This window comes from Paucibacter sp. KBW04 (assembly GCF_003852425.1).
Lineage (GTDB): Bacteria > Pseudomonadota > Gammaproteobacteria > Burkholderiales > Burkholderiaceae_C > Paucibacter_A.
Genome location: NZ_QAJN01000017.1, coordinates 127,328 through 146,395 on the forward strand (window position 1 = coordinate 127,328; position 19,068 = coordinate 146,395).

Annotated in this window: 18 protein-coding genes; 9 read left to right on the forward strand and 9 right to left on the reverse strand. The window is 64.1% G+C overall.

Going from position 1 to position 19,068, the window contains the following annotated elements:
- Nucleotides 1–21 precede the first annotated feature (21 nt).
- A complete protein-coding gene (locus DBR47_RS21165; RefSeq protein ID WP_124453821.1) occupies nt 22–489 on the forward strand; it encodes an Lrp/AsnC family transcriptional regulator in 468 nt (155 codons plus the stop codon).
- Here DBR47_RS21165 and DBR47_RS21170 read toward each other — a convergent pair whose 3' ends face one another.
- The 9 genes from DBR47_RS21170 to DBR47_RS21210 form a co-directional block, all read right to left on the reverse strand.
- The gene (locus DBR47_RS21170; protein WP_124453823.1) at nt 490–852 is read right to left on the reverse strand and encodes a hypothetical protein; all 363 of its coding nucleotides are present in this window, start codon (nt 850–852) and stop codon (nt 490–492) included.
- 49 nt (nt 853–901) lie between these two features.
- Nucleotides 902–1,747: a 2OG-Fe(II) oxygenase gene (locus DBR47_RS21175; RefSeq protein ID WP_124453825.1), complete on the reverse strand. Its 846-nt coding sequence runs from the start codon at nt 1,745–1,747 to the stop codon at nt 902–904.
- Between the two features lie 29 nt (nt 1,748–1,776).
- The gene (gene yaaA, locus DBR47_RS21180; protein WP_124453826.1) at nt 1,777–2,559 is read right to left on the reverse strand and encodes a peroxide stress protein YaaA; all 783 of its coding nucleotides are present in this window, start codon (nt 2,557–2,559) and stop codon (nt 1,777–1,779) included.
- A 134-nt stretch (nt 2,560–2,693) separates the two neighbouring features.
- Nucleotides 2,694–4,052 (reverse strand): TolC family outer membrane protein, encoded by a 1,359-nt coding sequence (locus tag DBR47_RS21185; RefSeq protein ID WP_124453828.1) that lies wholly within the window; start codon nt 4,050–4,052, stop codon nt 2,694–2,696.
- 90 nt (nt 4,053–4,142) lie between these two features.
- Entirely contained in the window at nt 4,143–4,481 is a 339-nt protein-coding gene (locus DBR47_RS21190; RefSeq protein ID WP_124453830.1) for a rhodanese-like domain-containing protein, read from the reverse strand.
- Nucleotides 4,482–4,497: 16 nt separating this feature from the next.
- Nucleotides 4,498–5,151, reverse strand: a complete 654-nt coding sequence (locus DBR47_RS21195; RefSeq protein ID WP_124453832.1) for a protein-L-isoaspartate O-methyltransferase — start codon at nt 5,149–5,151, stop codon at nt 4,498–4,500.
- Nucleotides 5,152–5,200: 49 nt separating this feature from the next.
- A complete protein-coding gene (locus tag DBR47_RS21200) occupies nt 5,201–8,434 on the reverse strand; it encodes an efflux RND transporter permease subunit (protein ID WP_124453834.1) in 3,234 nt (1,077 codons plus the stop codon).
- 12 nt (nt 8,435–8,446) lie between these two features.
- Nucleotides 8,447–9,607, reverse strand: coding sequence for an efflux RND transporter periplasmic adaptor subunit (locus DBR47_RS21205; RefSeq protein ID WP_124453836.1), 1,161 nt, complete (start codon nt 9,605–9,607; stop codon nt 8,447–8,449).
- Nucleotides 9,608–9,692: 85 nt separating this feature from the next.
- Nucleotides 9,693–10,367, reverse strand: coding sequence for a TetR/AcrR family transcriptional regulator (locus DBR47_RS21210; protein WP_124453838.1), 675 nt, complete (start codon nt 10,365–10,367; stop codon nt 9,693–9,695).
- A 220-nt stretch (nt 10,368–10,587) separates the two neighbouring features.
- Between DBR47_RS21210 and DBR47_RS21215 the strand changes: the two genes are divergently transcribed.
- From DBR47_RS21215 to mnmH, 8 genes are all read left to right on the forward strand, one after another.
- Nucleotides 10,588–11,325, forward strand: coding sequence for a TetR/AcrR family transcriptional regulator (locus tag DBR47_RS21215; protein ID WP_124453840.1), 738 nt, complete (start codon nt 10,588–10,590; stop codon nt 11,323–11,325).
- A complete protein-coding gene (locus tag DBR47_RS21220; protein ID WP_124453842.1) occupies nt 11,322–11,840 on the forward strand; it encodes a DUF2867 domain-containing protein in 519 nt (172 codons plus the stop codon). The genes DBR47_RS21215 and DBR47_RS21220 overlap by 4 nt, the downstream gene beginning before the upstream one ends.
- Nucleotides 11,837–13,171 (forward strand): AarF/ABC1/UbiB kinase family protein, encoded by a 1,335-nt coding sequence (locus DBR47_RS21225; protein WP_124453844.1) that lies wholly within the window; start codon nt 11,837–11,839, stop codon nt 13,169–13,171. The genes DBR47_RS21220 and DBR47_RS21225 overlap by 4 nt, the downstream gene beginning before the upstream one ends.
- Nucleotides 13,171–13,533 (forward strand): DUF6463 family protein, encoded by a 363-nt coding sequence (locus tag DBR47_RS21230; protein ID WP_231512433.1) that lies wholly within the window; start codon nt 13,171–13,173, stop codon nt 13,531–13,533. Before DBR47_RS21225 ends, DBR47_RS21230 begins: the two co-directional genes overlap by 1 nt.
- Nucleotides 13,534–13,594: 61 nt before the next feature.
- Complete coding sequence (locus tag DBR47_RS21235) at nt 13,595–14,419, forward strand: undecaprenyl-diphosphate phosphatase (protein ID WP_124453846.1); 825 nt, start codon at nt 13,595–13,597, stop codon at nt 14,417–14,419.
- 56 nt (nt 14,420–14,475) lie between these two features.
- Nucleotides 14,476–15,288 carry a type I methionyl aminopeptidase gene (map, locus tag DBR47_RS21240; protein WP_124453848.1) on the forward strand — a complete coding sequence of 271 codons (813 nt, stop codon included), beginning with the start codon at nt 14,476–14,478 and terminating at the stop codon, nt 15,286–15,288.
- A 5-nt stretch (nt 15,289–15,293) separates the two neighbouring features.
- Nucleotides 15,294–17,927, forward strand: a complete 2,634-nt coding sequence (locus DBR47_RS21245; protein WP_124453850.1) for a [protein-PII] uridylyltransferase — start codon at nt 15,294–15,296, stop codon at nt 17,925–17,927.
- Nucleotides 17,924–18,991, forward strand: a complete 1,068-nt coding sequence (gene mnmH, locus DBR47_RS21250; RefSeq protein ID WP_124453852.1) for a tRNA 2-selenouridine(34) synthase MnmH — start codon at nt 17,924–17,926, stop codon at nt 18,989–18,991. Before DBR47_RS21245 ends, mnmH begins: the two co-directional genes overlap by 4 nt.
- The last annotated feature ends 77 nt before the right edge of the window (nt 18,992–19,068 follow it).

A 19,068-nucleotide genomic window follows, 5' to 3' on the forward strand; every position in this document is an offset into this window, starting at 1 on the left:
CTGAATTTCCTGGAAACCACAGTGAAACTGGACAAATTCGATCTCGCCATCCTCAAGGCTTTGCAGCAAGACGCGCGCATCAGCCTGCAAGAACTCAGCAGCCAGGTGGGCCTGACCAGCTCACCCTGCTGGAGCCGCATCAAGCGCATGGAAGATGACGGGGTGATCGAGGGCTACTCGGTGCGGGTCAATGCCGCCAAGGTGGGCCTGGCCGACACGGTGATCGTGCAGGTCACCCTGGACAATCATTCGGACGAGGCCTTGTTCGAGTTTGGCCGCGCTTTGGAGCAAATCCCCGAGGTGCTGGAAGCCTTCCTGGTCTCGGGTGACTACGACTACTACGTGCGCATCGCCGTGGCCGACACCCGTGACTACGAGCGCCTGCTGCGCGAGCGGCTCTACAAAATCCCAGGCATACGGCACAGCAAGTCCAGCTTTGTGCTGCGCCAGCTCAAGCAAAGCCAGCTGCCCCTGCGCTGGCCGAATTGATCAGGCCTTGTTGAGCTTTTTTCCGGCCTTCGCGGTCTTGCCGCCCGCCTTGCCAGATTTGGCTTGAGACTTTTTGCTGGCCTTGCCGGGCTTTTTGGCCGTGGCCTTTTTGCCTGCGCTCTTCTTGCTGGCCGCGGCCTGCTTGGACTTGGCCTTGCTCTTGGCATGGGCCGAACTCTTGGCCGCAGCCTGCTTCTTCTCGACCGGAGCCTGGGCCGCTGCCGGGTCAATCGCGCGACCCGCCACGGCCGGCGGCAGGGGCTGAGCCTGCTGTTGCGCCGGTTGCGGCGGCGGCAGTTGTTGGGCCAGAGCGAGGCTGCAAGCCAAGCTTGCCAGGGTCAGAGCGAAGATTTTCTTTTTCATCAGGAGCGGAAGTTGGGATTGCTATAGCTCCTGATTCTAGGCTCGCCCCTCAGTTGAACTCGCCCTGCCGCAACCACTTGGTCGCCACCCATTTTTCACCCTCGCGCACCGGCGCGCCGCCGTGCAAGGTTTTGGTCCGAGGGTGCGGGCTGTCATAGCTGAAAAAGACGGCATTGCCCTTGACCGGCGAGACCGCCAGATTGACATCCGGGAAGGTGGTCGCGCCGCCCGCCTGGGGCGTGTTCAGGTACATCACCAAGGTGCCCACGCGCTGACCGCCGCGCTCCAGAATCGCTGGCGTGGCGCCATGCTCGGGGTCGAAGTAGTCGTAATGCGGCTGGTACTCGGCACCGGGGCGGTAATGCAGCACTTGCAAGCCCTCACCGTAAATCACCGGCCAGTTCAGCAGCTTGGCGATGCGTGTTTCGACCCGGCGGACGATCTCGCTCTCACCACGCGCGAAGAACATGCCGTCGCTGGTGCGCGCCGTGTTGACCTCGCTGCCAACAGCGGAATCGGCCACCGTTTCGGAGCGACTCAGGCGGCTGCGCGCTTGCGCCACCAGCTCATCGCATTCCGCCTCGCTGAGCAGGCCGCCAAACACCAGCACCCGCGGCTGGGCCATGCTCAGCAAGACATGGATGCAATGCCCGTCGATCTCAATCTGGGTCTGACCGCCCGACAAATCGGGCTCGGGCACGCTGCCACTGGGCGCGATAGAGACCACGGGCGGCAAGACCTGGCCACTCGCCACCTCCAACAAGGCCTGCTCGGCCACATCGGTGGTCCAGCCACTGGCCCGCATCGCGGCCTTGAGCTGCTCAGGCGTGTAGCCCTCCTGCAACTGCGCGGCGATCCAGCTGCGCACTTCGGCGGTGATCATTTGCACGGCCATGGGTGTTTCCTTCGTTTCCTCGTTGGTTTTCAGGCCAGGCGGCGGCGGAACAGCAGGCGCTCAGGCGTGGATTGCTCGGGCGCGTAGGCATAGCCCTCGAGATCAAATCCTTGCAGCCCGGCCGGCGTGTCGATCCGCTGAGTGATGGCGTAACGCGCCATCAAGCCACGGGCGCGCTTGGCGAAAAAGCTGATGATTTTGTACTGCCCGTTCTTCCAGTCCTCGAACTGGCATTCGATCACCCGGGGCTTCAAGCAACGCCTGTCCACCGCCTTGAAGTACTCCTGCGAAGCCAGGTTGACGATCACCGGCACCTGGGCAGCCGCGGCCTTGGCATTCAGATGCTCGGCCAGGCGATCGCCCCAGAAGTGGTAGAGATTGCCACCCGCTGGGTTGGCCAGGCGCGTGCCCATTTCCAGGCGGTAGGGTTGGAGCAGATCCAGCGGCCGCAACACCCCGTACAGGCCCGAAAGTATGGCCAGATGCTGCTGGGCCCAGGCCAGCTGCTCCAGGCTCAAGGTCTTGGCCGAGAGCCCGCCGTACACATCGCCATCAAAGGCAAAGGCCGCCGGCTTGCTATTGGCGTGGCTGAACTTCGGAACCCAGCTTTGATAGCGATCCACATTGAGCCGAGAGAGATCTTCAGAAAGATGCATCAGCGCAGCCACATCCGCGGGCGTCTTTTGCTTCAGGATCTGAATCAACTCGCTGGACTGCGAGATGAATTGAGGCTGGGTAGCCAGGGCTTGCACCGTAGGCGGCGTGGGCGTTTCGTAGTCCAGAGCCTTGGCTGGAGAGATCAGATAGAGCATCGCGTCATTTTCACCCGGCAAGGGAAAGGCGGGGCCGGGCTTGCCGGTTCAAGGTGCGCAGGCCGACAAGACCCGCATGAAAAAACCCGCCGCAGCGGGTTTTGGAGGAGTGCTTGTAAAGCTCGCTGCGGTGTTTACTTGCTCAGCAAGGTGTTCACCGCGCTGATGTCCTCGGGCTTGAGTTGGCCCGAGGCCTGGCGCAGCTTGAGGCTGTTGACCAGTACGTCGTAACGCGCCTTGGCCAGATCGCGCTGGGTGGTGTAGAGCTGGGTTTGCGCGTTCAAGACGTCCAGATTGACCCGCACACCCACTTTGTAGCCCAGCTGCGTTGCGTCCAAAGCCAGCTTGGAGGAAGACTCGGCCGCCTCGTAAGCATTGACCTGTGCACGCAGGGATTGCACGCCGAAGAAGGCGCGCTTGGTGCCTTCGGCCACCGAGCGGCGAGCGTAGTCCAGATCGTTACGGGACTTTTCCTCCAGGGCCAGGGTTTCCTTCAAGCGGTTCTGAATCGCGCCACCGGCATACAGCGGGTAGTTGATGGACAAGCCCAGATTGGCGACCTTGGCGGTGCCGGCACCGGCTTGCAGATTGGCCAGACCCGAGAGATTGTTGTGCTGATTCTGCACATTCAGGCCACCGGTCATATCGACGGTGATGCCGTCGGCCGCACGCGATTTGGCGGTTTCCAGCTGAGCCACTTCCAGGCCCAGACGGGCCTTGCGAATGGCGGGGTGCAGCTCATCGGCCTGGTTCACCCAAGGATCCACATTGACCGGCATCACGGCGGGCAAGGCGACCGGTTGAGCCAGGGATTTGGGCTCAACGCCCACACGGCCCACCAACTGATCCAGCGTCACGCCTTTGACGCGCAAATCATTCTCCGCCCCCAACTCCACCGCGGTGGCCAGATCGAACTTGGCCTGCGCTTCACGGCTGTCGGTGATGGTGGCGGTGCCGACCTCGAAATTACGCTTGGCCGAGGCCAGTTGCTCGGCGATCGCCGCCTTGGCGGCGCGTGTGGTGGTCAGCGTGTCCTTGGCTGCCAGCACATCGAAATAAGCTTGTGCCACGCGCACGATCAGATCTTGCTCGGCCAATTCCAGATCGGCCTGGGCCACGCTCAGGGCGCGCTGGGCTTGTTCGATGCTCAAGGAATTGCCGCGGTTGTAGAGCGCGTACTTGCCGTTCACCCCGGCCTGCAAGGTGGCGGAATTGAAGTTGGTGCCGGACGCAGGCTCGGTGCGCTGACCGGTCAGGCCCGTGCTCAGACCCACGCTGGGGCGAGCCAAGGCATCGGCTTGAGCGGCCTTGTACTGGGCCGAGTCCGCCAAGGAACGCGCCGACAGATAGCTGGCATCAAAGCCACGTGCCGCGTCGTACAACTCCTGCAGGCTCTGCGCCTGGGCACCGGCGGCAGCGCCGAAAGCCAGCACCATGGCCAGACCGAGACGAGTCAGGGATGAACGCGATGGGTTTGCACGACGGTCTGACATGGGCATCCTTGTGAACATGATTTTGTGGAAACTTTTTCTAGGTCTTCAAAAACGATCAGCGGGGCCCGAGGAGGCAGAACCCATCTGCAATCAATACCTGGGCACCGAGGGGTCCACATCTTGCGACCACGCATCAATACCACCGGCGAGGTTATAGACGGAATCGAAGCCTTGCCGCCGCAAAAATGCGACGACTTGCAGACTTCGCACCCCGTGATGGCAATAACAGACGACAGGCTGCGCGGGGTCCAGTTCCTCCCAGCCCTGCCCCACCTGGCCCATGGGCATCAAGCGCTGGGGCAAGCCCGGCAACTCGATGCGCGCCAGCGCCGCCTCCCAGGGCTCCCGCACATCCAAAAGCAGGGGTCCGGCTTGGCCCTCCGTCAATTGGGTACACAGGGCCTGCAATTCAAGAGCGCTGACTTGCATCGGTGGGTGAATCCGCTCAGAACTTGAAGCTGCTGGGTTCGGCAAAGCCCTGCAGGCGCGGCGCCACCGTGTCGAACAGATGGGTCGTGCGGAACTCTTTTTCGCTCACGCGGGTGATCAGCTGCGCGCGCATGACCGGCTCCTCGCCCACGATGGCGGCCAGGCGACCACCGACCTTGAGCTGGTTCAGCAGCTTGGCCGGCACCTCAGACACCGAGCCCGACAGCAGGATGGCATCGAAAGGCGCCTCGCCGGCCAAGCCTTGGCTGCCGTCTTGGGCCAGCACCGTCACATTGCGCACACCGGCACGCTTGAGATTGTCGTTAGCCAAAGCCACCAGCTCGGGCTGGGTTTCCAGGCTGAAGACCTTCTGGGCGCGATGGCCCAGCAAGGCGGCCATGAAGCCGCTGCCGGTGCCGACTTCCAGCACCTTCTCGTGGCGGGCGATCTTCAGCTCTTGCAAGAGGCGGGCTTCCACGCGCGGGGCCAGCATCTGCTGGCCGCCGGCCAACGGCACTTCGGTGTCGGTAAAGGCCAGGCCTTTGTAGGCGGCGGGCACAAAATCCTCGCGCTTGACCACAGCCAGCAGCGCCAACACACCCGCATCCAGCACGTCCCAGGGACGGATCTGCTGTTCGATCATATTGAAGCGGGCTTGTTCGATATTCATCACTATTCCTCTGTGCTGCGGGGTTCGCTGCGGGGTTCAATTGACAGGTTCAAGCCGGAATTCTAGAGCCTGCCCACTTGCGCTTGGCCCATTGACCCAAGTCATCGAGATAGCAGTAGATCACCGGCACCACCACCAAGGTCAGCAAGGAGGAGGTGATGACGCCGCCAATCACCGCCTGGCCCATGGGGGCACGCTGCTCCGAGCCCTCGCTAAGCGCAAAAGCCAGCGGCACCATGCCGAAGACCATGGCCAGGGTGGTCATCAAAATCGGGCGCAACCGCACCCGGGCGGCATGCAAAAGCGCTTGTTCGCGCCCCATGGGCTCGGCATCCACGCCGTGGCCATGCTCGCCCTCGCGGGAGCGGATGGCGAAATCGATCAGCAAAATCGCGTTCTTGGTCACCAAGCCCATCAGCATCACGATGCCGATGATGCTGAACATATTCAGCGTGGAATTGAAGGCCAGCAGGGCCAGCACCACGCCAATCATGGTCATGGGCAGAGAACTCATCAGCGCCAGCGGCTGCAAAAAGCTCTTGAACTGGCTGGCCAGAATCATATAAATAAACACGATGGCCAAGCCCAGCGCGCCCAGGGCATAGCTAAAGGACTCGTTCATATTCTTGGTCGAGCCGCCAAAGCTGTAGCGGTAGCCAGGCGGGAAGGCGGTGTCGTCCAAGACTTTTTTGATATCGGCCGAGACCTCGCCCGAGCTGCGCCCCAGGGCATTGCCGTCGATGGTGATCTCGCGATTCAGGTCGCGGCGATTGATCTGGTTGGCGCCCGTGGAGGCCTGCACCTCGGCCACCTGGCTCAGGCGCACGACCCGCGGTGAGCCATCGGCAGCGGCGGCCACATTGATGGGCAGATTGCGCAGATCGCTGATGGCGTCCCGGCTTTGCGGGTTCAGGCGCACGATGACGTCGTAGTTCTCCCCGTCCGGCGCGCGCCAATTGCCCACCGTCGTGCCCGCCACCAGGGTGCGCAGGCTGCTGGCCAGGGCATTGACGTTCAAGCCCACATCGGCAGCGGCATCGCGCTTGACCTCGACCGAGACCGTCGGTTTATTGGGTTTGAGGGTGGTGTCCAGATCCACCAGGCCGGGGATTTTCTGCAGCCGCACCATCACCTGCTTGGAGATGCGCTCCAGCTCGCCCAGGTCCGAGCCCTGGATGGAGAACTGCAGACTCTTGCCCCCGCCCAGATCGGTTTGGCCGATATTGGTGACGGTGATGCCGGGCACGGCCGCCAGCTTCTCACGCATGGGCGTGGCCAAGTCGGCGACGCTGCGCTTGCGATCCTTGCGGTCCTTCAGACGCACATAGACCGCGCCATAAATCTTGCCGGCCGCGAAGCCGCTATTGATGGTGGTGACGGTGTAGCGCACCTCGGGGAACTCGCGCAGCAAGCGGTCGATCTGCTGCGCCCGCGCCTCGGTCACCTCTAAGGCCGAGCCCACCGGGGTGTAGAAATTGATTTGCGTCTCGGACAAATCGGCCTTGGGCACAAACTCCTTGCCGACACCGGACAGCAGCGCGCAGCTGCTCAAGAGCGTGGCCAAAGCAATACTCAAGGTCGCGCCCTTGTGCCGCAGGGCCCAGCCCAAAATGGTTTGATAGCCGTCCGACAACCATTCGGTGAAACTATCAAAGGCGCCGGTCACCCGACCCAGCGTCTTGTCATACAGCGTCACCGGCGGCCCCTTGTGCACGCCATGCGCGGCCGGGTCATGCCAGACGCTGGACAACATCGGGTCCAGGGTGAAGCTGACGAACATCGAGATCAACACCGCCGCCACGATGGTGATGCCGAACTCGTGGAAAAACTTGCCCACGATGCCGCCCATAAAGCCAATGGGTAGAAACACCGCCACGATGGACAGGGTGGTGGCCAAGACGGCCAGGCCGATCTCCTCGGTGCCGTCCAGCGCCGCCTGGCGCGGCGAGGCGCCCATCTGCACATGGCGCACGATGTTTTCGCGCACCACGATGGCATCGTCAATCAACAAGCCCACGCACAGGCTCAGGGCCATCATGGTGATGTTGTTGATGGTGAAGCCAAAGATGTACATGAACAAGAAGGTGCCGATCAGGGCGATGGGCAGGGTCAGGCCGGTGATCACCGTCGAACGCCAGGAGTTCAGGAACAAGAAGACGATCAAGACCGTCAAGGCCGCGCCCTCGAACAAGGTGCGCTGCACATTGGCCACCGAGACGCGGATGGCGCGCGAGTTGTCGCGGTTGACTTCCGTCTTGATGCCCTTGGGCGTGAGTGCCGCCGACTCCTTCAGCGCCGCTTGCAAGCCGTCCACCACATCGATGGTGTTCTCGCCCTGGCTCTTCTGCACGCTTAGCAAGACGGTGCGCTGGCCGTTGTAAAGCGCCAGGCTTTCCACCTCCTGCGGGCCGTCCACTACCTCGGCCACCTGCCAGAGCTTGACGGAGGCCCCGGCCTTGCGCGCGACCACGATGTCGCGGAAGTCCTCGGGGCGCTTGAGCCGCGCATTGATCTGCACCACCTGTTCTTTTTCCAGCGAGCGCAGATTGCCCAGGGGCAGCTCCTGGTTCTCGCTCTTCACGGCCGCTAACACCTGATCCACGGTGACACCCAAGGCTTCCATGGCCTGGGGGCGCAAGAGTAGCTGAATCTGCCGCTGCAAGCCGCCCACCACCGTCACCGAACCGACGCCGCGCACATTCTCCAGGCGCTTTTGCAGCACCTGGGTGGCCCAGGTGGTCAGCTCCTGGGTGCTGAAGCAATTGGCCCCCACGGCAGCGCCCGCGCTGCCTACCCCCCGAGGGGGCGCGTCCGCCTTGGGGCGGCCCGGCACCGGACAGCCATCTTCAGCCAAGACCGCCACATTGAAGATGGGCGCGCTTTGCGGGTCAAAGCGGGAGACCCGCGGCTCCTTCACCTCGTCGCGCAAGGTCGGTCGCATCAGGGCCACCTTCTCGCGCACATCCTCGGCGGCCTTGCGGCCGTCCACATCGAGGTTGAACTCGATGATGACGACCGAGGTGCCTTCGTAGGAACGGGACGTTAGCGCATTGATGCCGGCCACCGTGTTGACGGCCTCCTCCACCTTCTTGGTCACCTCGCTCTCGACGATCTCCGGCGAAGCGCCGGGATAGTCCATCTGCACGACCACGGTGGGAAAGTCGATATTCGGGAACTGATCGACCGACAGGCGCTGATAGCTGAACAAACCCAGCACCACAAAGGCCAGCATGACCATCACGGCCATGACGGGGTTTTGAATCGAAACGCGGGTGAACCACATGGCGAGCGGCCCTCAGCGTGCAGCGCTGGCTGCTTGGGCTGGGGCTGCCAGCTTGACCGGCGTGCCCTCCGCCACCTGGCCGGCCGAGGCCGCCAGCAATTGGGCCCCCTCCTGCAAGCCACTATCGGGCCGCAGCCTCAGCTCGACCACCGCCTGCCCCTGCGCATCCCCGGTCTGCCCGGGCTCCACCGTCACGGCCTTCAAGCGGCCGCCCTGGATCAGCATCACATAAGGCTTGGCCTTGTCCTGGCGCAAGGCCGAGACGGGTACCACCCAGGCCTCATGCTCGTCCAGCAAGAGCTTGCCGCGGGCGAACATGCCGTGGCGCAGTCCTGGCTGACCGGCCATCGCCAGATAAACCACCACCGCTCTGGAGCCGGCCTGGGCCATGGGGTTGATGCGCGCCACCACAGCCGGCACCTCCTCGCTCAAGCCTTCGATCTGCAAGCGCGCCTTGTCGCCCAGCTTGACCCTGGCGGCGTACTCGGGCGCGATGGCGGCCTCCATTTCCAGCTTGCTGAGGTTGACGATTTCCAGCACACGGCCATCGATGGCCACCCGCTCGCCCGGCTGGGCCAGGCGCTGCGAGACCAGTCCCGAGATGGGCGCGATCAGCTGCGCATCATTGCGCTGCTTGCGCGCCAGCTCCACGGCGGCCTGCGCCGCCAGCAAGGTCGCTTGCGCCCCGGCCTCGCTGGACACCGCCGCGTCCATGGCTGTGGGCGAGATAAAGCCTTGGGCCACCATGGCGCGGTTGTTATTCAAAGTGCGTTTGGCGATTTCCAGCTGGGCACGGCTGGCCGCAGCAGTTTGCTCGGCCTGGCGCAAGCGCCAATCGAGTTCGGTCGTTTCCAGCTGACCGAGCACCTGCCCTGCCCGCACGCTATCGCCCTCGCGCACCTTCAGCGAAGCCAGCTCGGCCGCGACCTTGGCCTTGATCACCGCACTGTCCACCGCACGCACATTGCCGGAGATGTCCAAGCTGCTGTTGAAGCGCTGGCGTTTGAGTGTCAGCACATCGATGGGCGCCAACTCCAGGCTGGCGCCCTGGCTGGGTTTGGCCTGGGCCAGGGCTTGCGCCTGAGCCTGCCTGGCTTTCAAAAGGCGGTTGCCGCCCAAAGCAAGCAGCAGCAACACGAGCAGGACCAGAACAATCTTCAACCAGGACTTCATCGTCGACGAGCTTTCAATCAAAAAGCACAAGCGCTTGAAACAGGGCAAAAAAAGAGGTGAATCACGGCCAGCTCCTGGCTGAAGCTCAGCCGGGCGGCGGCTGCAGCATCAGGCCGCGCAGCACCAGGTCCAGTTGGACGGCGAGCACATCAGCGGCATGAACCTCCATGCAGGGCAAGCCGCAACTCCCCAATGAATGCTCATGAATGATGAGGTGCAGCAAGGGTCCAATCAGGATGGTGATCATCTCGGGCACGGGGACAGGCCGAAACTCGCCGAGGCTGATGCCACGCTGTAGCAATGCACCGAGCACGGCGTCCGTGGGCACGATGACCTCATCCCGATAGAAGTTCGCCAACTCAGGAAAGTTGCGGGCCTCCGACAGCATGATTTTGACGATGCCGCCCATGCCTCCGCGCCCCAGCTCGACGCACCAGGCCTCCATGACCTGACGCAGAAGCAGGTCGCTTGGCCCCTCGAAATTGGCCACAAATGCGGCCGTCTCGGCAATATGTGCGGTCAGGTTCTCTCGCACCACCGCCTTGAACAACTCTTCCTTGCTGGGGTAGTAGCGGTACAGCGTGCCCTTGGAGACGCCGGCGCGCAGGGCTACCTCCTCGCTGCGGGTGGCGGCAAAGCCGCGCTCGACGAACAAGGCCAGGGCGGCTTCCAACAATTCTTGCGGGCGCGCCTCCTTGCGCCGCTGGCGGGGCCGGGGGCTGCTGTCTGCGGGTGGCGGCGGGCTGCTGGAAGGGCTCAATGCGGGGGACCGGCTAGCCGGAATAGAGGGGCAAATCGGAACTACTGACTGACTGGTCAGTAATGTATGCGCCCGCGCTTGGCCGGGTCAATATCCGTTCTGGAAGATCCCAAGCCCTGGGCTGCGCAAGCCCTGCCCTGCCCAGGCGTCAAAAGCGATTAAACAATACTTGCTATCTTTTAATCAGCGTGAGAGACTTGATTAAACAAAGCAAGGCACTATGCGAACCTCTAAATCACAGCAAGCCAAGACCCACCGGCTGATCATTCAGACGGCCGTGGACCTGATGACCCAGCAGGGCTTCGAGGCCACGACCATGAAGCAGATTGCCCGCGAGGCCAAGCTGGGCGACGCCACCATCTACAAATACTTCCCCTCCAAGGAAAAGCTGGTGCTGGCCTATTTCGAGCTGGCTTATGAGGAAGGCCTGGCCCAGTGGCGCCAGACCCCGCAGGCCGACTTTCAGTTGCAAGAGCGTTTGCAACTGCTGCTGGACTCGCTGCTGGAGCGCCTGCAGGCAGACCGCGAGTTCGTCACCCTGGCCCGCGATCTGCTGCGCCGTGCACCCCTGCTGATGCTGGGCGAGGAGCTGCCCGGCAAGCGCGCCCTCAAGCACGAGGTGGAGGCCTTGCTGAGCCAGGCCGAAGAGGCGGGCGAGATCGCGCCCTGCGGCTTCAAAAGCGCCCTGGCCGGCCTGCTGGCCGACTACAGCTACGGCGTGATTGGCTTTTGGCTGCGCGACACTTCGGAGCACTTTGGCGACACCACCCAGCTGCTGGATCTCAGCCTCTCGGTGCTGGTGCTGGCCTTGCAAACCGGCATGGTCAACAAGCTGCTGGACCTGGGCAGCTTCATGCTCCGCAGCCAGCTCTTGCGCCTCTTGCAGCAGGACGACTCGGGCTTGATCGATCTGCTCAAGCTGGCCCGCCAAGGCCTGACGGCAGGAGCACGCCCATGAAGCTGCGCATCTGCCCCGTACCGCCGCAAAGCCGCATCGCCAGCGAACTGCCCGGCGCGGACTTCCATGACTGCTACGAGCTGCCCGCCCCCCAGCCCGAGGCCCCGGCCTTGCAAAGCTGGCTGCAGCTGATAGGCCAGACACCGGGCTGGATGGAGTGGCTGATGCGCATGCGCAATCGCGTGGTCGGCCTGGTCGGCTTGAAGAACCTGGGCGGCCTCGGACGCATCGATCCACAACGCTCGCTGGACAGCTACCGCGTCGGCCAGACGGTGGGCATCTTCCAGCTGCATTCACTGAGCGAAGACGAAGTCGTCTGGCAAGACGATGACCGCCATCTGCGGGTACAGGTTTCGCTCAGCAAGGGCTGGGCGGGCGATCAGGCCGTGCTGCGGCTGGCCACCGTGGTCCACATCCACAACCGCCTGGGTCGCATCTATATGGCCGTGGTCGGCCCGGCCCACAGCTGCATCGTGCCTCTGATGCTCAAGCAAATCACGCGGAAAAAGGCATGAGCAGCACACCCCGTCAAGGCCGGCTGGCCCGCAGTGGCGTGGCCGGCCTGGCCCTGGCCAAAGTCGGCCTGGCCAAGATAAGCCATGGCGCGGCGCAGCTCGCCCGCGACGAGGCCAGCCGCCTGCAGGCGCAAGCTGCACACGAAGAGAAGCTGGGCCGCATCCTGTTCAGCGCGCTCAACCAACTCAAGGGCACGGCCTTGAAAGCCTCCCAACTTCTGAGCATGGAGCTGGGCCTGCTGCCCGAGGGCTTGCGTGAGCAACTGGCCCAAGCCCATTACCAGGCCACGCCGCTGAACCGCGCCCATGTGATCAAGCTCTTGCGCCAGGAATTCGGCCAGGGGCCGGAACAGTTGTTTGCCGAGTTCCAGCCCCAGGCCTTTGCCGCCGCCAGCCTGGGCCAGGTGCATGAGGCGCGGGCCCACAGCGGCGAGCGCCTGGCCGTCAAGCTGCAATACCCCGGCATGGCGGCCACCATCGCCAGCGATATGAGCTTGCTGCGTGGCCTGCTACGCGGCTTGCAAGGCGGCGGTCTGGCGGGTTTGCCGGACGAAAAGCTGCTGAAGTCGGTGCTGGCCGATATCGAACTCAAACTCGCCGAGGAGCTGGACTACCAGCGCGAGGCCGCCGAGCTGAGCTGGTTTGCGCAACAAGCGCTGCCGCCCGAACTCGTCGTGCCCAAGCTCTTCCCCGGCCTGAGCAGCGGCCGGGTCTTGAGCATGGAGATGTTGGAAGGGCTGCATCTGGAGGCCTGGCTGGCCCAGCATCCGAGCCAAGCCCTGCGCGATCACTTCGGCCAGTTGCTGCTGACGCAGTTTGTGCACAGCCTGCTAGGCTTGCGCCGCCTGCAAGCCGACCCACACCCCGGCAACTACCTCTTCATGGCCCAGGGCCGCCTGGGCCTGCTGGACTTCGGCCGGACCTTGGATCTGCCCGGTGCTTTTGTGGACCTGATTCAATCCGCCTGGCGCGCCCGTCTGGCGATCGACGACGCCGCACTTTTGCAAACCTACCGCGAGAGCGGCTTGATCGCACCCAGCCTGAGCCTGCGCGAGTTTCAAGCGCAGCTGCTACCCATCCTGGCTCCGCTGCTGGATTGGCAGTTGGAGCCCTGGCGGCATGCGCACTACGACTTCGGCCAGCTCAAGCCCCTGCCCCGCATGGACGCTGCCGCCCAGGCCCAAGCCATGGCCTTGCTGCACCAGCTGCCACCCGAGCTGCCTTTTTTTGACCGTGCTTACCTTGGCCTGCTGCAAATGCTGCGGCGCCTGGGCGCCCGGGTCACCATGCCCCGCGACTGGCTGAGTCGCGATCGCCATCAGGAGCTTTGATGCTGAAGACTGTTTCACGCCCATGGATTGGCCACTGGCTGCTGGCCGTGGCCCTGCTGCACACCCTGGTCAGCGCCCTCATGTTTGGCCCCACCCTGCAAGCCATGTGGCAGCAAGGCCTGTTCAACACGGTCGGCGGCGACGCGCTGCGCGGCGCTGTCAGCTGGTTTGTCCTGTTTGGTTTCTTGCTGGCCCTATTGGCCCTGGCCATCACGCCGCTGGAGCGCCAAAGCCAGAACCAGGCTTTGCGCCGCCTGGGCTGGGGCACCCTGGCACTGACGGCCGTGGGCCTGTTTTTGATGCCCCTCTCGGGCTTTTGGCTCGCCTTGCCAGCCGCACTGGCCCTGCTGCTCAAGCGCTGATCTGGGCAGAACCGACTTGTAGGGCAGCTATCATGCCGCACCTCGAATCTGGAGTACCGCGTTGGATACAGTGTTGTTGATCAAGGCCGCCATCATGGGCATCGTCGAAGGCCTGACCGAGTTCTTGCCCATTTCTTCGACGGGTCATTTGATCCTCACCGGCTCCTTGCTGGGCTTTGACGATGCCAAGAGCAAGGTATTCGACATCGCCATCCAGACCGGCGCCATCTTTGCCGTCATCCTGGTCTACTGGCAGCGCCTGCGCGAAGTCGCCGCCGGCTTGGGCTCAGACGCCCGTGCCCGCCGCTTCGTCACCAATGTGGCCATCGGCTTCTTCCCCGCGGTCATCCTGGGCCTCTTGTTCGGCAAGGCCATCAAGGCCCATCTCTTCACCCCCACCGTGGTGGCCAGCACCTTCATCATCGGTGGCCTGATCATTCTCTGGGCCGAGAAACGCCCGGCCAGCGCCGTGCGGGTGGAGAACGTGGACGATATGTCGCCCATGGATGCGCTCAAGGTCGGCGTTTTGCAATGCCTGGCCATGGTGCCCGGCACCAGCCGTTCGGGTGCCACCATCATCGGCGGCATGCTGATCGGCCTGTCGCGCAAGGCCGCGACCGACTTTTCCTTCTTCCTGGCCATCCCCACCTTGATCGGTGCCGGCCTCTACAGCCTCTACAAAGAGCGAGCCCTGCTCAGCGCGGCTGACATTCCCATGTTCAGCGTCGGCCTGCTGTTCTCCTTCATCAGCGCCTGGATCTGCGTGCGCTGGTTGCTGCGCTATATCTCCAGCCACAGCTTCACCCCCTTCGCCTGGTACCGCATCGCCTTCGGCATCGTGGTCTTGGCCACGGCCTGGAGCGGCCTGGTGGTCTGGGCGGATTAATTCACCAAATGCCCTGCTGGGTCGGCCGGGCTTGAGGGCCCACGTAAAATGATGGAATGACCATCACCCTCAAAACCGGCGCCGATATCGCGGCCCTGCGCATCGCCGGGCGCCTGGCCTCCGAAGTGCTGGACATGCTGACCCCGCATGTGCGCCCCGGCATCACCACCGAAGCTCTGGACAAGCTGGCGCACGACTACATCGTCGATGTGCAGCAAGCCATCCCCGCCCCGCTGAACTACACGCCGCCGGGCTATATCCCCTACCCCAAGTCCATCTGCACCTCGGTCAACGATGTGATCTGCCACGGCATCCCCGATGGCCGGGCGCTGAAGAACGGCGACATCGTCAATATCGACGTCACCGTCATCAAGGACGGCTGGCACGGCGACACCAGCCGCATGTTTGTGGTGGGCGAAGGCTCCATCGCCGCCAAGCGCCTATGCGCCTTCACCTACGAGGCCATGTGGAAGGGCATCGCCAAGGTCAAGCCCGGCGCTTACCTGGGCGATATCGGCCACGCCATCCAGACCTTTGCCGAGAACGCGGGTTTCTCCGTCGTGCGCGAGTTCTGCGGTCACGGCATCGGCCAGGTCTTCCACGAAGAACCGCAGGTGCTGCACTACGGCCGCCCCGGCACCTTGGTGCAGCTGCAGCCCGGCATGGTCTTCACCATCGAGCCCATGATCAACGCCGGCCGCCGTGAGATGCGCGAGCACAACGACGGCTGGACCATCAAAACCAAGGACCGCTCGCTCTCGGCCCAATGGGAGCACACCCTGGTGGTGACCGAAACCGGTTATGAGGTCTTCACGCTCTCGGAAGGCAGCCCCGCCTTGCCCGCCTTCATCAGCTCGACCAAGACCTGAGTTCCATGCCCAACTCTCCCGGCCCAGCGCCCAGCTCCAGCCCCGCGGTGGCCAGCGTGGCCGAGATGCGCCAGGCCTTCAAGGCCGGCAAACTGGCCTTGATCGAAGATTTCCGCAAGGCCAAGCCCACACTGACCGCGGCCAGTGGCCTCTTGCGCCGCTTGGCCCGCCATGTGGATGCCAGCCTCAAGACCTTGTGGACCCAAGCCCAGCTGCCCGCCGGCGCCAGCCTGGTGGCGGTGGGGGGTTACGGGCGCGGCGAGTTGTTCCCCTATTCCGACGTCGATGTGCTGGTGCTCTTGCCGGACGGCGTGGAGGCGCATCTGGACGGCGCCGTCAAGGCCGGCATCGAGCACTTCATCACCGCCTGCTGGGACATCGGCCTGGAGATCGGCTCCTCGGTGCGCAGCCTGGATGAATGCCTCAGCGAGGCCGCCGCCGATGTGACGGTGCAGACCTCGCTGCTGGAGTCACGCCTGCTGATCGGCTCGCGCGGCCTGCACGCGCAGCTGGAGCAGCGCCTGCAGCAGGCCATGGACGCCAGCGCCTTTCTGCGCGCCAAGACCCTGGAGATGCGGCAGCGCCACACCAAATACGACGAGACGCCCTACTCGCTGGAACCCAATTGCAAGGAAAGCCCCGGCGGCCTGCGCGATCTGCAGGTGCTGATCTGGATCGCCCGCGCGGCGGGCCTGGGGCAAACCTGGCACGAGCTGGCCGCCAAAGGCCTGATCACACCTTTCGAGAGCCGCCAGTTGCAGCGCAACGAAGGTGTGCTCAAGCTGATTCGAGCGCGTCTGCACACGGTGGCCGGTCGGCGTGAAGACCGTCTGGTGTTTGACTTGCAAACCGCCGTGGCCGAGAGCTTTGGCTACCGTGCCAGCCCGGCCCAGCGCGCCTCCGAAGTGCTGATGCGTCGCTACTACTGGGCGGCCAAGGCGGTCAGTCAGCTCAATCAGATTCTCTTGCTGAATCTGGAGGAGCATGTCTACGGCTCGCAGCAAGGGCGGATGCGCCCCATCGCCGGCCATGAACAGCAGTTCCTGGATCGTGCCGGCATGTTGGAAGTCGCCAGCGACGAGCTCTACCAACGCGAGCCGCACGCCATCCTGCGCACCTTCTTGGTCTACCAGCAGACGCCCGGCATCAAGGGACTGTCGGCCCGCACCCTGCGCGCGCTCTACAACGCCCGCGAGCTGATGGACAGCGCCTTCCGCCGCGACCCGGTGAACCGCGCCACCTTTATGCAGATCCTGCGCCAGCCCGAAGGCCAGACCCATGCCTTCCGCCTGATGAACCAGACCTCGGTGCTGGGCCGCTACCTGTGGGTGTTCCGCCGCATCGTGGGACAGATGCAGCACGACCTGTTCCACGTCTACACCGTGGATCAGCACATCCTGATGGTGCTGCGCAATGTGCGCCGCTTCTTCATCCCCGAGCATGCCCACGAGTACAGCTTTTGCTCCCAGCTGGCCGCGCAATGGGATCGCCCCGAGCTGCTTTACATCGCCGCCCTCTTCCACGATGTGGCCAAGGGCCGGGGTGGGGATCACTCCGATCTGGGTGCCGTCGAGGTCAAGCGTTTTTGCCGCGACCACGGCCTGGCAAGACCTGACACCGAGCTGGTCAGCTTTCTGGTCCAGCACCACCTGACCCTCTCGCGGGTGGCTCAGAAGGAAGATCTTTCCGACCCCGAGGTGATCGCCGCCTTCGCCGCCAAGATGCGGGACGAGCGCCATCTGACCGGCCTCTATCTGCTCACCGTGGCCGATATCCGCGGCACCAGCCCCAAGGTCTGGAACGCCTGGAAGGGCAAGCTGCTGGAAGACCTCTACCGCGTCACCCTGCGTGCCCTGGGCGGCGCCAAGCCGAATATGGACGCCGAGATCGAGGCGCGCAAGAACGAAGCCCGCCAGGCCCTGGCCCTGCACAGCATGTTGCCGGGCACCGAAGCAGCCCTGTGGCAGACCCTGGAGGTCAGCTACTTCGCCCGCCACGAGGCCAGCGATCTGGCCTGGCATGCACGCGCCCTGTGGCGCCATGTGGAGGCCGCCACCCCCATCGTGCGCGCCCGCCCCTCGCCGGTGGGCGAAGGCCTGCAGGTGCTGGTCTACTCGCCCGACCGGCCCGATCTCTTCGCCCGCCTGTGCGGATATTTCGACAGCGCCGGCTTCAATATTCTGGACGCCAAGGTCCACACCACCCGCAAGGGTTTTGCCCTGGACACCTTTCAGGTCATCAGCCCCGACTCGGAGCAAAACCACCGCGACCTGGTCTCCCTGGTGGAGACCAAGCTGGGCCAGGCCTTGCTGGCCGACGGGCCGCTGCCCGAGCCGCGCCGTGGCCGGCTCTCGCGCCGGGTCAAGAGCTTTCCCTACACCCCGCGCATCGCCTTGCGGCCGGACGAGCGGGCTCAGCACTGGCTGCTGAGCATCAGCACGACCGACCGCGCCGGCCTGCTCTACGCCATCGCCCGCGTGCTGGCCAGGCACCGCATCAATCTGCAGTTAGCCAAGATTTCCACCCTGGGCGAGCGGGTGGAAGACACCTTCTTGGTCGACGGCGCGGCCCTGCAACAAAACAAAACCCAGCTGCAGATCGAGAGCGAATTGCTTGACGCCGTGGCCTTGCCCCAATGAATAGCGCGCCCCGCTCCACCGTCATCTCGGCCCACGAAGCCCTGGCCGCTCTGGCCGAATTCAGCGCCATCATCGATGTGCGCAGCCCCTCCGAGTTCGCCGAGGACCACATCCCCGGCGCGCTGAACTGGCCGGTGCTGGATGACGAGGAGCGCCGCATCGTCGGCACGCTTTACAAAGACTCGCCTTTTGATGCCCGCAAGCTGGGCGCAGCCCTGGTGGCGCGCAATATCGCCCAGCACCTGGACGCGCATGCCGCCAACATGCCGCGCAACTGGCGGCCCTTGGTCTACTGCTGGCGCGGCGGCCAGCGCTCGGGCGCCATGCACTGGTTTCTGGGCCAGATCGGCTTCAAATCGCGCCAGCTGGCCGGTGGCTACAAGGCCTACCGCGCCGAGGTGCGCGCCGCCCTGGAGACCCTGCCCGCCGGCCTGAATCTGCAAGTGCTGTGCGGCCGCACCGGCAGCGGCAAGACCCGGCTCTTGCAAGCCCTGCGCGAGCAAGGGGGCCAGGTGCTGGACCTGGAGGCCTTGGCCGCGCACCGAGGCTCGGTGCTGGGCGCCCTGCCCGGCCAGCCCCAGCCCAGTCAAAAGGCTTTTGACAGCCGGCTTTGGCAAGCCCTGCGCGAGCTGGACCTGAGCCAAGCAATTTTTGTGGAAAGCGAGAGCCGCAAGATTGGCCAGTTACGTCTACCCGAAAGCCTGCACCAGGCCATGCGCACAAGCCCGCACTGCTTCTGGGTGGACATGCCCGAGGCCGCCCGGGTGCAGCTGCTGCTGGAGGACTACGGCCATTTCAGCCAGCAGGTCGAGAGCTTTTGCAGCCTGATCGACGGCCTGGTGGCCTTGCGCGGGCGGCAGAAAATCGAAGCTTGGCAAGCCCTGGCCCGCGCCGGCGATTTCGCCACCGTCTTCAAAGAGCTGATGCGCGAGCATTACGACCCCGGTTACGAGAAATCACTCAGCGGCCATTACCCAAACTTGGCCCAGGCCCAGCGCGTAGCGCTGGCCGACGGCGGCGGCCCGGCGCTGGCCCAAGCGGCCTCTCAGCTTTTGCGCCGCTGAAGGGGTGGGTTTGAACCGGCATGTGGTTGAAACGCTGCGGTCAATAATCGATCGTCAAAGCCGGGGTCGGCAAAACA

Excerpts from the sequence above, each read along its gene's own strand:
- DBR47_RS21170 (WP_124453823.1), bottom strand. The coding sequence starts at position 852 with ATGAAAAAGAAAATCTTCGCTCTGACCCTGGCAAGCTTGGCTTGCAGC.
- DBR47_RS21175 (WP_124453825.1), bottom strand. The coding sequence starts at position 1,747 with ATGGCCGTGCAAATGATCACCGCCGAAGTGCGCAGCTGGATCGCCGCG.
- yaaA (WP_124453826.1), bottom strand. The coding sequence starts at position 2,559 with ATGCTCTATCTGATCTCTCCAGCCAAGGCTCTGGACTACGAAACGCCC.
- DBR47_RS21185 (WP_124453828.1), bottom strand. The coding sequence starts at position 4,052 with ATGTCAGACCGTCGTGCAAACCCATCGCGTTCATCCCTGACTCGTCTC.
- DBR47_RS21190 (WP_124453830.1), bottom strand. The coding sequence starts at position 4,481 with ATGCAAGTCAGCGCTCTTGAATTGCAGGCCCTGTGTACCCAATTGACG.
- DBR47_RS21195 (WP_124453832.1), bottom strand. The coding sequence starts at position 5,151 with ATGAATATCGAACAAGCCCGCTTCAATATGATCGAACAGCAGATCCGT.
- DBR47_RS21200 (WP_124453834.1), bottom strand. The coding sequence starts at position 8,434 with ATGTGGTTCACCCGCGTTTCGATTCAAAACCCCGTCATGGCCGTGATG.
- DBR47_RS21205 (WP_124453836.1), bottom strand. The coding sequence starts at position 9,607 with ATGAAGTCCTGGTTGAAGATTGTTCTGGTCCTGCTCGTGTTGCTGCTG.
- DBR47_RS21215 (WP_124453840.1), top strand. The coding sequence starts at position 10,588 with ATGCGAACCTCTAAATCACAGCAAGCCAAGACCCACCGGCTGATCATT.
- DBR47_RS21220 (WP_124453842.1), top strand. The coding sequence starts at position 11,322 with ATGAAGCTGCGCATCTGCCCCGTACCGCCGCAAAGCCGCATCGCCAGC.
- DBR47_RS21225 (WP_124453844.1), top strand. The coding sequence starts at position 11,837 with ATGAGCAGCACACCCCGTCAAGGCCGGCTGGCCCGCAGTGGCGTGGCC.
- DBR47_RS21230 (WP_231512433.1), top strand. The coding sequence starts at position 13,171 with ATGCTGAAGACTGTTTCACGCCCATGGATTGGCCACTGGCTGCTGGCC.
- map (WP_124453848.1), top strand. The coding sequence starts at position 14,476 with ATGACCATCACCCTCAAAACCGGCGCCGATATCGCGGCCCTGCGCATC.
- DBR47_RS21245 (WP_124453850.1), top strand. The coding sequence starts at position 15,294 with ATGCCCAACTCTCCCGGCCCAGCGCCCAGCTCCAGCCCCGCGGTGGCC.
- mnmH (WP_124453852.1), top strand. The coding sequence starts at position 17,924 with ATGAATAGCGCGCCCCGCTCCACCGTCATCTCGGCCCACGAAGCCCTG.